Source organism: Marinicauda sp. Alg238-R41, from assembly GCF_947331485.1.
In the GTDB taxonomy this organism is placed as follows: domain Bacteria; phylum Pseudomonadota; class Alphaproteobacteria; order Caulobacterales; family Maricaulaceae; genus Marinicauda; species Marinicauda pacifica.
The window spans coordinates 514,514-526,766 of record NZ_CAMZOJ010000001.1 but is presented as its reverse complement, the minus strand read 5'-3'; the positions used below and the strand labels follow the sequence as shown (position 1 = coordinate 526,766).

General features: G+C 63.7%; 13 protein-coding genes. All 13 read left to right on the top strand.

The window, feature by feature from the left end:
* Window positions 1–8 precede the first annotated feature (8 nt).
* Window positions 9–659, top strand: coding sequence for a tRNA (adenosine(37)-N6)-threonylcarbamoyltransferase complex dimerization subunit type 1 TsaB (tsaB, locus tag PGP17_RS02435; RefSeq protein WP_270374116.1), 651 nt, complete (start codon window positions 9–11; stop codon window positions 657–659).
* Entirely contained in the window at window positions 656–1,105 is a 450-nt protein-coding gene (rimI, locus tag PGP17_RS02430; RefSeq protein ID WP_233342176.1) for a ribosomal protein S18-alanine N-acetyltransferase, read from the top strand. The genes tsaB and rimI overlap by 4 nt, the downstream gene beginning before the upstream one ends.
* Before the next feature lie 156 nt (window positions 1,106–1,261).
* Complete coding sequence (locus PGP17_RS02425) at window positions 1,262–1,636, top strand: Fur family transcriptional regulator (RefSeq protein ID WP_135945721.1); 375 nt, start codon at window positions 1,262–1,264, stop codon at window positions 1,634–1,636.
* 143 nt (window positions 1,637–1,779) lie between these two features.
* A complete protein-coding gene (miaB, locus tag PGP17_RS02420; RefSeq protein WP_270374115.1) occupies window positions 1,780–3,195 on the top strand; it encodes a tRNA (N6-isopentenyl adenosine(37)-C2)-methylthiotransferase MiaB in 1,416 nt (471 codons plus the stop codon).
* Window positions 3,192–4,181, top strand: a complete 990-nt coding sequence (locus PGP17_RS02415; protein ID WP_135945650.1) for a PhoH family protein — start codon at window positions 3,192–3,194, stop codon at window positions 4,179–4,181. Before miaB ends, PGP17_RS02415 begins: the two co-directional genes overlap by 4 nt.
* Window positions 4,181–4,648 (top strand): rRNA maturation RNase YbeY, encoded by a 468-nt coding sequence (gene ybeY / locus PGP17_RS02410; RefSeq protein WP_270374114.1) that lies wholly within the window; start codon window positions 4,181–4,183, stop codon window positions 4,646–4,648. The genes PGP17_RS02415 and ybeY overlap by 1 nt, the downstream gene beginning before the upstream one ends.
* Window positions 4,645–5,523, top strand: a complete 879-nt coding sequence (locus tag PGP17_RS02405; protein WP_135945652.1) for a hemolysin family protein — start codon at window positions 4,645–4,647, stop codon at window positions 5,521–5,523. Before ybeY ends, PGP17_RS02405 begins: the two co-directional genes overlap by 4 nt.
* A 2-nt stretch (window positions 5,524–5,525) precedes the next feature.
* On the top strand, window positions 5,526–7,109 hold the full coding sequence (lnt, locus tag PGP17_RS02400) for an apolipoprotein N-acyltransferase (protein WP_333485394.1): 1,584 nt from the start codon (window positions 5,526–5,528) through the stop codon (window positions 7,107–7,109).
* Window positions 7,110–7,206: 97 nt separating this feature from the next.
* Window positions 7,207–7,644 carry a helix-turn-helix domain-containing protein gene (locus PGP17_RS02395; protein WP_135945654.1) on the top strand — a complete coding sequence of 146 codons (438 nt, stop codon included), beginning with the start codon at window positions 7,207–7,209 and terminating at the stop codon, window positions 7,642–7,644.
* A gap of 82 nt (window positions 7,645–7,726) precedes the next feature.
* Window positions 7,727–8,899 (top strand): methionine adenosyltransferase, encoded by a 1,173-nt coding sequence (metK, locus tag PGP17_RS02390; protein WP_135945655.1) that lies wholly within the window; start codon window positions 7,727–7,729, stop codon window positions 8,897–8,899.
* A 108-nt stretch (window positions 8,900–9,007) separates the two neighbouring features.
* Window positions 9,008–9,697, top strand: a complete 690-nt coding sequence (gene trmB, locus PGP17_RS02385) for a tRNA (guanosine(46)-N7)-methyltransferase TrmB (RefSeq protein WP_270374112.1) — start codon at window positions 9,008–9,010, stop codon at window positions 9,695–9,697.
* A 177-nt stretch (window positions 9,698–9,874) separates the two neighbouring features.
* Window positions 9,875–10,435 carry a ribosome maturation factor RimP gene (gene rimP, locus PGP17_RS02380; RefSeq protein ID WP_135945657.1) on the top strand — a complete coding sequence of 187 codons (561 nt, stop codon included), beginning with the start codon at window positions 9,875–9,877 and terminating at the stop codon, window positions 10,433–10,435.
* A 23-nt stretch (window positions 10,436–10,458) separates the two neighbouring features.
* Window positions 10,459–12,234 (top strand): transcription termination factor NusA, encoded by a 1,776-nt coding sequence (gene nusA, locus PGP17_RS02375; RefSeq protein ID WP_135945658.1) that lies wholly within the window; start codon window positions 10,459–10,461, stop codon window positions 12,232–12,234.
* Window positions 12,235–12,253 lie beyond the last annotated feature (19 nt).

Genomic DNA, 12,253 nt, shown 5'->3' with positions numbered 1-12,253 from the left:
ATGACGCCATGACAGTTCTGGTGATCGATACCACAGGCCCGTGGTGCGCCGCGGGCCTCGTCGGGCCGGATGCAGCCTGGCACGAGGCTGGAGAACCGATCGGCCGCGGCCATGCCGAACGTCTGGCGCCAATGGTCCAGGCTCTGCTCAAGCAGGCCGGGATAGTGCCGGGTGCGCTGGACCGGATCGGTGTCGCAACCGGCCCGGGCAGCTTTGCCGGAACACGCGTGGGCGTGGCGTTCGCGCGGGGGCTGGCGCTGGCGACGGGCGCCAAGGCCCTCGGCATTTCCTCCCTGCAGGCCTGGGCGCGGCGGGCGGACCCGGATCGTCACTGGAGCGTCGCCGCCATTCACGATGCCCGCCGGGGCGACCTGCTGTGGCAGGTATTCACCGACGGGGCGCCGGTCAGCAGGGTCGAACGGGGCGGGGTTGAGGATGCGCGTGTGGCCCTGAGCGCCTATGGCGATATTCACATGACCGGCTCGGGGGCCGTCCTTCTGGGTGCGGACCCGGCTCATTTCATCGTGGAGCCGCCCCTGAAGGCGCTTTCTGCGTTGACCGGGGAGGCGTCGCATGACGCTCCGCCGCCGGCACCGCTCTACGCGCGCCCGCCCGATGCCAAGCTGCCGGGTGGACGCGATCCGGAACCGGTAGCGTGAGCGCGCCGGTGAAACCTTCATTCGACACCGGCCTTGAGGGTGCTGCCCTGCTCGCAGCGCTGCACGAGACCAGCTTCGACCGGCCGTGGAGCCAGGCCGAGATGCGCGATCTGCTCGCCTCGCCCGGCGTCAGGGCGTTGGTCATGAGCGAAGAGGGCGAGCCGGCCGGATTCGCGCTGGTGCGTGCCGTTGCCGGGGAGAGCGAGCTTTTGACCCTGTGCGTGCGCCCGCAGTTTCGCCGGACCGGGCTGGGCCAGTCGCTTCTGGAGGGGGCTGAAGCGTTTGCGGCGGCTCAAGGGGCGGAGCGGATTTTTCTTGAGGTTTCAGAGCGCAACAATGCCGCCATCAGACTGTACGAGGCTTGCGGCTACACCACGTGCGGGCGACGCAACGCCTATTACCCGGACGGGGCCGACGCCCGGATTCTCGAGAAGATGCTGGGCTGAACGAGGACGGGTGGCTGACGCGGCTATGGACAGAGCATCGCGCGTGCCGGTATCACTCTAAACCAATTGACGATCGGCGTGACGCCTGCCTGCTCTTCAACGGAGGACACCTTGCCAGACCGGATTGAGAAGCTCTGCATCGACAAGGGTCTGCGCATGACCGAGCAGCGCCGCGTTATCGCGCGCGTCCTGTCGGTGTCTGAAGACCACCCGGACGCGGAAGAACTTCACCGGCGGGCCTCGGCCGAAGATCCGCGAATCTCGCTCGCCACGGTCTACAGAACGGTGCGCCTGTTTGAAGAGGCCGGGATCATCGAGCGGCATGATTTCCGCGACGGACGCTCCCGCTATGAGGAAGCGACCGAGGACCATCACGATCACCTGATCGATCTGAAATCGGGCGAGGTGCTGGAATTCGTCGACGAGGAGATCGAGCGTCTGCAGGAAGCGATCGCCAAGAAGCTTGGCTACAAGCTGGTCGATCACCGTCTCGAACTGTACGGCGTTCCTCTCAAGAACGACGAGGCTTGAGCGCGGAGACCGCGTCTTGCACCTGCGCCCCCTTTCGCAGGACGCGCGTTATCGTTAGATATTGAGCTGTGGATAAGCCCGCGCGACCTCCGTGCGGGCTTTTTGGCCTTTTGACATGCCGGCAGGGAGGCCGGCCCGCACGCATGACCGATAGCTCGACGTCCGAACCCGAAATGTCCGCTGCGGCCCGCCCGCGCAAGAAGCTGTTCATCAAAACCTACGGGTGTCAGATGAACGTGTACGACTCAGACCGCATGCGCGATGTCCTGACCCCGCTCGGCTACGAGCCAGCGGACCGACCGGACGATGCCGACCTGGTCATTCTCAACACCTGTCATATCCGCGAGAAGGCTGCCGAGAAAGTCTATTCCGAGCTTGGCCGCCTGAAGCCGATGAAGGAAGAGAAGGCGGCGGCCGGATCTTCGATGACGGTCGCAGTAGCAGGTTGCGTGGCCCAGGCCGAGGGCGCGGAAATCCAGCGCCGGGCGCCTGTAGTCGATCTGGTGGTCGGTCCGCAAACCTATCACAAACTGCCTGAGCTCATTGCCAGCGTGCACCGTGGCCGGGGCGAGGGTCTCGATACCGAGTTCGAGGTCGAAGACAAGTTCGACGCGCTCGCCATTCCCGACCGCCAGATCGAGGGCTATTCAGCCTTCGTCACCGTGCAGGAAGGCTGCGACAAGTTCTGCACCTTCTGCGTGGTCCCCTATACGCGGGGCGCGGAGTGGTCGCGTCCGGTCGACCAGATCGTGGCGGAGGTGCGGGCCCTCGCGGCCAAGGGCATCCGCGAAGTGACCCTGCTGGGTCAGAACGTCAATGCGTATCACGGCGCGGCGCCGGGCGGCCGCGATGCCGAGGGTAGCTGGGGGCTGGGCCAGCTCGTGCGTCACCTGGCGCTGATCGGCGGTATCGAACGTATCCGCTTCACCACCTCGCATCCGCGCGACATGGATGACGACCTGATCGCCGCCTTCGCGGACGAGCCCAAGCTGATGCCCTACTTCCACGTGCCGGTGCAGTCGGGCTCGGACCGGATCCTGCGCGCGATGAACCGCAAGCACAGCGCGGCGGAGTATCTCGACGTGATCGCTCGCATGCGCGAGGCGCGCCCGGGCATCGCCATTTCCGGTGACATGATCGTCGGCTTTCCCGGAGAGACCGAGGCGGATTTCGAGGCGACGATGGATCTAGTCCGCCAAGTGGACTACGCGGCCTGCTTCTCGTTCAAGTATTCGCGCCGGCCGGGCACGCCAGCCGCCTCGCTTGGGGGTCAGGTGGACGAGGCCGTGGCTTCGCAGCGCCTGCTCCAGCTCCAGGCCCTGCTCAACGAGCAGCAGGAAGCGTTCAACCGGTCCACGATCGGCCGCACCTTGCCGGTCCTGTTCGAGCGCAAGGGCCGGCGCGACGGCCAGATCGGCGGGCGCAGCCCCTACCTGCAGGCCGTTCACTGCGACGGTCCGGCCGAGCTTATCGGCCAGATCGCCGAGGTCGAAATCGTGGCCGCATCCAGGAATGCCCTGGCGGGCCGCCTGTCGGGCGGGAAACGGAGCGCCGCGTGAGCCGTTCAGCCAAACCGCGCAGACCCCGCCGCGCCGCAGCCGAGACCGTGCACTTTGAGGACGGAGAGCAGGTGCGCGCTGTCGCCGGGCCCGGACACGAGAACTTCGCCATTATCGAGCGCGAGATCGGCATCCGCCTGGAGGCGCCAGGCGGCGGCCAGATCGTGATTACGGGCGACGATGCGCGTGCGCGCACGGAAGCCAAACGCGTGCTCAACGCGCTCTATGCCCGCGCCGGCGACGGTCTCCAGATCGACCCGGCCGAAGTGCGTGCCGCCACGCTGATGGGCGACGATGCGCCGGACAGCGAGATTGATGCCGTCATCCGCGTGCCGCGCGGAACCAGTTTTGCCGGCCGCACGGACGGGCAACGCGACTATATCCGCATGCTCAAGAACGAGCGGGACTACGATATGGTCTTCGGTGTCGGGCCTGCAGGCACCGGCAAGACCCTGCTCGCCGTGGCTTACGGCGCAGCCCAGCTGGCACTCGGCGAGATCGAGCGGCTGGTCATCACGCGGCCTGCGGTCGAGGCCGGCGAGCGTCTCGGCTTCCTGCCCGGCGATCTGAGCGAAAAGATCGATCCCTACCTGTTGCCGATCTGGGATTCGCTGCGCGACGCGCTTGGCCAGAAACTCTCCGACAAGATGCGCGAGGAAGGCCGGGTCGAGGTCGCCCCGCTCGCCTTCATGCGCGGCCGGACGCTGAACCGCGCCTTCGTCATCTGCGACGAGGCGCAGAACGCGACCGTGGCCCAGATGCGCATGGTGCTGACCCGGATGGGCGAGGGCTCGCGCATGGCGATCACCGGGGATCCCTCCCAGACGGATTTGCACCCCCGGGACCCGTCAGGCCTGGCCCATGCGCTGAACATTCTCGAGGGCGTGCAGGGCATTGCGATCCATCGCTTCACACGCAAGGATGTGGTCCGGCACGATCTGGTGGCCCGGATTGTCGATGCCTATGAACGCGCGGATATGAAGTGATGAGTGAGCCGCTGTGTGAGTTCGTGACCGACTACGACGCCTGGAGCGAGGTCGACAACCTCGAGGCGGTCTGCGAACGCGCGATCCAGATCGCAGCTTCACGCATGACGGAGCGGCGGCCGGGCACGGCGGTTATCCTGTTTACCGGCGACGAGACAGTCGAGGTCCTGAACGGTCAGTACCGCGCCAGGCCGCGACCCACCAACGTGCTGTCCTTTCCCGCGCCCGAGCGCGAGGGATATCCTGGTGATATCGCGCTGGCCTACCAGACCTGTGTTGCCGAAGCGGGCGCGGCCGGTATTGCGTTACGCGATCGTGCCGCCCATCTTGCTCTTCATGGTTTCCTTCATCTCAATGGGTATACCCATGATGAAGACGCCGCCGCAGAAGCCATGGAAGCGCTGGAGACAGCGGTCCTGGCCGAACTCGGCATTGCCGATCCCTATTTGATACCAGAACGACAATGAGTGACGACGACCCACAATCTCGAAGTTTGTTCGCCCGTTTCCGCGGTGCGCTTGGCGGCCGCAACGGATCGGGCGAAACACCCCTGCCAGCAGACCCTGCTCCGGTGACGGAGAGCGCCCTGCTGGCCAATGCGCAGGCTTTCGACCGGCTGCGTGTCAGCGATGTGATGGTGCCGCGGGCCGATATTACCGCGGTTGACGTCGAAACGCCGCTGCACGAGCTGGCCGTCATCTTCTCCAATGCCGCGCATTCCCGCCTTCCGATCTATCGCGATACGCTCGATGATCCGATCGGGGTGGCTCACATCAAGGATGTGATCACGCATCTGACGGGCGACGAGCACGGAAATCGGTCCACGAACTGGGCCGAGCTTCAGATTCTGCCGCAGATTCGCCGCCCCCTGCTCTACGCTCCGCCCTCTATGCGTGCGACCGACCTGCTGCTGCGCATGCAGAGCCGGCGGATGCACATGGCGCTGGTGGTCGACGAGTTTGGCGGCACGGACGGTCTTGTGACCCTCGAGGACCTGCTTGAGCCCATTGTCGGCGATATCGAGGACGAACACGACGAGACGCTGACTCCGGCGATCAAGGCCAAGGGCCCGGATGTCTGGGAGGCCGACGCTCGCGCTGCCATCGAAGATTTCGAAGAAGTGGTGGGGCGCGATGTCGCTAGCGAGGAGGAGGAGCAGGATGTCGATACGCTCGGCGGTCTCGTCTTCATGCTGGCCGGCAGAATTCCCGAGCGCGGTGAGGTGATCCGTCACCCGTCAGGTTTCGAGTTCGAGATTCTCGATTCCGATCCGCGCCGCATCAAGCGCCTTCGTGTCCGCCCCTACCAGGTCGAGACTGAAGCCGACCTCGTCGGCAAATAGGCGTGGTGTCCCCGGCCCAGGCGTGGCGGATAGGACGCGCCCGGCTGCGAACCCTGGATAGCCGTGCGTCAGGCGCCCTCCTCTTCCTGGCCGGCGCGGTCTCCTCCCTCGCATTCGCGCCCTTCCATATCCAGCCCGTGTATCTGGCCGGCCTGTGCCTGCTCATTTTCATGCTGGACGATGCGCGCACCAAAGCGCGTCCGGTTCGGTCGGGCCTGTATCGGGGCTGGATGTTCGCGGTGGGCCTGTTTCTCGCCAGCGTGTACTGGGTCGCCAACGCCTTTATCGAGCGCGGCGAACCCTACGCCTATTTCTTCTGGGTACCGCTTATCCTCATGCCGGCCGGGCTCGCCTTGTTCTGGGCCCTCGCCAGCGCAGCCTATGTGCGCCTATCGCGGCGGGGCCTTGGGCGGGTGGTTCTGTTCGCGGCTCTGCTGACACTCGCTGAATATCTGCGCGCGCACATCCTCTCCGGCTTTCCCTGGAATATTCCCGGCCAGGTCTGGATTGCTGGCGAGCCGATCAGCCAGACGGCAAGCGTGATCGGGATCAACGGGCTTTCGGCACTGACGCTTCTGATCCTTTCAAGTCCGGCCGCTCTGAGCGGGAGCGGCCGGACGCCGGTCCGCTTCCTCGTGCCTGCCGCTGCCGTGATTGCGCTCGCGGGCCTGTTCGCGTTCGGCGCAATCCGGCTGTCGGCGACCGAAATCGAGGAAACCGGGGCCGAGCTCAGGATCGTGAAGCTTGGCCTCGCTCAGTCGGAACGTGACTACGAGGCCCGGGCGGCGATCCTGGATGAGTATCTCGCCCTGTCCGCGTCACCGGGACTGGAACGCATGTCTGCAGTCGTCTGGCCGGAGGGTGCCGTTCCGGGCCTGATCCTGCGTGAGCCGGAGCTGGTATCGCGCATTGGCGAGACGCTCGGACCGGTTCCCCTGATACTGGGCACCGCGCGGGTAGAGACCGGTGCGCGTCCCTATCTCTACTATAACTCGCTCGCCGTTCTCGACTGGGTATCGGGTGAGCCGCGCCTCAGCGCCGTTTATGACAAGGCACGCCTTGTTCCTTTCGGCGAAGGCAATCCGATCCGGAATCTAACAGAAATTTTAGGTTTTACTTCGCTGTCTACAAACTCGCCTTTTTATACCCCGGGCGAGGGAGCCAGCGTGTTGGAAGTTAACGGTCTACCACCTCTCTTGCCACTCATTTGTTATGAGGTGATTTTCCCCGGGTTCATCCGCGGTGCACAATCAGAAGCCGCATGGTTGCTGAATATTTCGAATGATTCCTGGTACGGCCAAGCCTCCGGTCCATATCAGCATTTCAATATTGCCCGGTACCGCTCAATCGAGACTGGCCTTCCCATGGTCCGGTCAGCCTCAGCGGGAGTCTCCGGACTGGTTGATCCTCTCGGGCGAGGAACACAACTTACAGGACTTCAATCCAGCCAAGCGCTAGATATCCGGTTGCTTGCAGCGATAGCCAAACCGTTCTACGCGACCCATGGTGATTCACCTTGGGTTATCGCATTTATCGTAATGCTGCTTTTGATTCATGCGCCGCGGATTTACGCGCGACTTGGGTAACCTTGGCGCAAGGCGGTATCAACCGAGGCGCGTTTCAGGCGCCGAGACTTGTAGAGTTTGAGTCTTCGTCCAGATTGGTCACAAGGAATAGCCGATCATGAGCACCAATCCCCGCGGCCCGAATGCTGTCGACCGTCATGTCGGATCGCGCGTGCGCCTGCGCCGCCAGCTCTTGAACATGAGTCAGGAGAAACTGGGCGAGGAGCTGGGTGTCACATTCCAGCAGGTGCAGAAATACGAGCGCGGGGCCAATCGCATCGGCGCCGGGCGTCTGTGGAATCTGGCCCGCGTGCTCGATGTTCCTGTCTCCTTCTTTTTCGAGGGCGCCAGCGAGAATGCCGGCCAGTCGGGATTTGCCGAAGGCGACCAGACGCCGATTATCGACGATTTCATCCAGTCTGCAGACGGCGTTCAGTTGGCTCAGGCCTTCGCTCGTATCCGCGATTCCAAGGTGCGCAGGCGGATTCTCGAGCTTGTCAGAACCCTCGCGGCTGAAGAAGCCGAGGCCGGCGCGGACGAGAACGAAGAGGTTTAATCGCGTTCCGCCCTTGCTTTCGGGGTCACGAAAGGCTTTAAAACGGCCATATAAAGCAATCTTTATATGGGAGCCCGAAATCGTGGCGCGATCCAGCTATCTCTTCACCAGTGAATCTGTCTCAGAAGGACACCCGGACAAGGTATGCGACCGTGTCTCCGACACGATCGTCGATCTTTTGCTGTCCAAGGACCCGGTTGCGCGCGTGGCGTGCGAAACTCTGACGACGACCAATCAGATCGTGCTGGCCGGCGAGATTCGCTGCGCGGGCGACATTGATGACGGCGAAATCGAAGCGGCAGCCCGTCAGGCCGTCAAGGATATCGGGTACGAGCAGGATGGCTTCCACTGGAAGCATGCCCGCTTCATGAACCTGCTTCACGAACAGTCCGCCGACATTGCCCAGGGCGTGGACGAAGGCTCGGGCAGCTTTGAAGAAGAAGGTGCGGGCGACCAAGGCATCATGTTCGGCTTCGCGACCGACGAGACGCCGGAATTGATGCCGGCGCCGATCGTCTATTCGCACCAGATTCTCAAGGAAATGGCGCGCCTGCGCAAAACCGGCGAGCGCCCGGAGTTCGAACCGGATGCCAAATCGCAGGTCACGCTGAAGTACGAGAACGGCAAACCGGTTGCCGTGACGTCCGTGGTCGTCTCCACCCAACACCGCGACGGCGTGTCGCTCGATGATATCCGCGAGTTGGTCCGTCCGGTCGTTCAGCAGGTCCTGCCGGATGGCTGGTTTCCGCCGGAAGACGAGTTCTACGTGAATCCGACCGGCAAGTTCGTGATTGGCGGTCCTGATGGCGACGCCGGCCTGACCGGACGCAAGATCATCGTGGACACCTATGGCGGTGCGGCACCGCACGGCGGCGGGGCCTTCTCCGGGAAAGACCCGACGAAGGTCGACCGGTCGGCGGCCTATGTCTCGCGTTACCTTGCCAAGAATGTCGTGGCTGCGGGCCTGGCCAGGAAATGCACGATCCAGCTGTCCTATGCGATCGGGGTGGCCAAACCGCTCTCGCTTTATGTCGATACCCACGGCACCGGCGATGTGGATGAGGAAAAGCTGGAGCTGCGCCTTCGCGAGCTCGTCAATCTGTCGCCGCGCGGAATCCGGACCCATCTCCAGCTGAATCGTCCGATCTACGCACGCACGGCCGCCTATGGCCATTTCGGTCGTGAACCCGATGCAGACGGGGGCTTTTCCTGGGAAAAGACCGATCTCGTCGACGAGCTGAAGAAACTCGCCTGAACACAGCGTGTTTCACGTGAAACCGGCGGGCCGAGGCAGACATGCTTCGGCCCGTTGTGTGTAACTGTGCGCTTTGAAGACGCCCGCAACCTGCCTATACCGCGCGCCATGACTGATACCTCCCCTCCCGTGAAGCGGCGCCTGTTCGGACGCGCGCAGGGCCACAAGCTGGGTCCGCGCCAGCAGGCGCTGGTGGATTCGCTCCTACCAAAGCTCGGCTGGCCGGACGGACAGGCACTTGTCCCGGCCGAGCTCCTGCCTGGCCGTGGGCGCCATATTCTCGAAATCGGATTCGGTGCGGCCGAGCATCTCATCGGTCAGGCCCGGCACGATCGCGAGGCTGGTTTCATCGGGATCGAACCGTTCCTGAACGGGGTCGCAAAGGCGCTGAGCGGCATCGAGGATGAGGGGCTGACCAATGTTCGCGTCAAGCGCGGCGACGCGCGCGACGAACTCGAACGCATGCCCGATGCGGTATTCGACCGGGTCTTCCTGCTTTTCCCCGATCCCTGGCCGAAGGCGCGTCATCACAAGCGCCGCTTCGTCCAGACCGGCACGGCGGGGCATCTGGCACGGGTTCTGAAGCCGGGCGGGCGGCTTCGCGTGGCGACCGATGTGACGATCTATGCCGATCATGCCCTGCCCATCCTGCTCGCCACGCCCGGGCTGGAATGGACCGCGCGTTCAGCCGATGACTGGCGCAAGGCCCCGGTCGATCACATGACGACCCGCTACGAGCGGAAGAATCTGGGAGACTGCGCTCCGGTCTTCATGGATTTCGTGAAGCGCCATGCGTGATGTCCCGGCGAGCTTTGCCGCCACGCAGCACCGCCATTGCCTAAACGGGTTCGGGGGAGTATAAGCCCTCTCGCAAGGTTCGTAACGCCGGATGGCGTTTCGGGCGGCTCCTGAACGGGGGCCGCTTTTTTGTTGCCCCGATCGGGGCAATCCGGTCTCAGCATTCGAAGTGTTGGCGTGAAGACAAAAACTTCTCAGGACGAAACCCTTCTGGCCCTGGCCGAGCCCATCGCCCAGGAGCTGGGCATGGAAATCGTGCGCGTGCGCGTCCAGGGCGGAAAGCGTCAGATCGCTCAGATCATGGCCGAGCGCCATGATGGCCAGATGAATGTGGAAGACTGCGCCCGGCTGTCGCGCGCAATGAATGCGGTTCTCGAAGACGTCGACCCGATCAAGAGCGAGTACGTCCTTGAAGTCTCCTCGCCCGGCATCGACCGGCCGCTGACAACGCTGGCGCACTTCGCGCGCTGGGAAGGCTTTCACGCCAAGATCGAACTTGACCGGCTCGTAGAGGGGCGCAAGCGCTTCCGCGGCGAGCTGGCCGGCATCGAAGAGGATGCTGTCCTCATCAACATCGAGAACGAAGACGAGACCGCCGTCCTGCCGTTCGCCTGGATTGCCGACGCCAAGCTCATCCTGACCGACGCCTTGATGGATGCGAGCTTGAAGGCGAGTTCTTCGAGCGCAGCCGAGGCGGCGCAATCCGAGACTATTCCCGACACTGACGACGAACAGTAAACACGAAGACGAGGAAGCCCATCATGGCCATCGGGGTCAGCGCAAACCGCCTGGAACTCCTGCAGATCGCAAAAGCGGTCGCATCGGAAAAGATGATCGACGAATCCATCGTGCTCGGCGCGATCGAGGAGGCGATCCAGAAGGCTGCGCGCTCGCGCTACGGCGCCGAGCTCGATATCCGCTGCTCTATCGATCCCAAGACCGGTGAGATGCGCCTGACGCGCGTCACGACGGTCGCCGACGAGGTCGAGAACGAAAACCAGCAGATTTCGCTGGAGGAGGGCCGCAAGCTCGACAAGAACGCCGAGATCGGCACCGAATTCGCCGAAGAGCTTCCCCCGATCGAATTCGGCCGCGTCGCGTCCCAGACCGCGAAGCAGGTAATCACGCAGAAGGTTCGCGAAGCCGAGCGCCAGCGCCAGTACGAAGAGTACAAGGACCGCGTGGGCGAGATCGTCAACGGCATCGTCAAGCGGGTCGAATACGGAAACGTCATCGTCGACCTCGGCAAGGCCGAGGGCATCATCCGACGCAACGAATCCATTCCGCGCGAGAATCTGCAGAATGGCGACCGCGTACGCGCCTTCATCTATGATGTGTCCGAGCAGGTTCGCGGGCCGCAGATCTTCCTGTCACGCGCCCATCCCGACTTCATGGCGGCCCTGTTCGCCCAGGAGGTCCCGGAGGTCTACGAAGGCATTATCGAAATCCCGCGCGTGGCCCGGGATCCGGGTAGCCGTGCGAAAATCGCCGTGATTTCCAATGACAGCTCGATCGATCCGGTCGGGGCCTGCGTCGGCATGCGCGGATCGCGCGTTCAGGCGGTCGTGAACGAGCTTGCCGGCGAGAAGATCGACATCATTCCGTTCAATCCGGACCCGGCGACCTTCATCGTGAACGCGCTGCAGCCGGCGGAAGTCAGCAAGGTCGTGCTGGACGAAGACGACCAGCGCATCGAGGTTGTGGTTCCCGACGACCAGCTTTCGCTTGCCATCGGCCGACGCGGGCAGAATGTGCGCCTGGCAAGCCAGCTGACCGGCTGGTCGATCGACATCCTGACCGAGGAAGAGGAGTCGGAGCGCCGGCAAAAAGAGTTCGCCACACGCACGCAGCTCTTCACGGAAGCTCTTGATGTCGACGAGGTCATTGCCCAACTGTTGGCCACAGAAGGTTTTGCCGATCTTGAAGACCTCGCCTTCGTCGATCTGGAAGAGATCGCGATGATCGAAGGTTTCGACGACGATACGGCGGCCGAAATCCAGACCCGGGCGCGTGAATTCCTGGAGCGGCAGTCCGCCGAGATGGACACCAAGCGCAAGGAGCTGGGCGTCGAGGATGCGGTTCTGGAAATCGAAGGCGTGACGCTGCCGATCGCGGTGCGCCTGGGTGAAAACGACGTCCAGAGCGTCGATGATCTGGCCGGCCTCGTGCCTGACGACCTGCGCGGCTGGTATGAGACGCGGGACGGAGAGCGGGTGCGCGAGCCCGGTTTCCTGGACGGCATGAATGTCGGCGGTGACGAAGCTGAAGCCATGATCATGCGGGCACGGGTCGCGGCTGGCTGGATCGATCCGGCCGAGCTGGAACAGGCCGAGGACGACGAGACGTCCGAGGATGGCGCGGACGAGACCGAAGCGGAGTCCGAGGACGCACCGGCGGCAGAGACGGACAGTGAACCGAGTGAGGCTGACATCGCCGATCTCGACCTGTCCGATCTGGAAGCCGAGGCCGAGCGCCTGGGCGTCGATCTTGCAGATCTCCTCGCCGCCGATGACTCGGAGGACGAAGAGGAGAAGTGAGCCGAGGCGCCAGGCACGA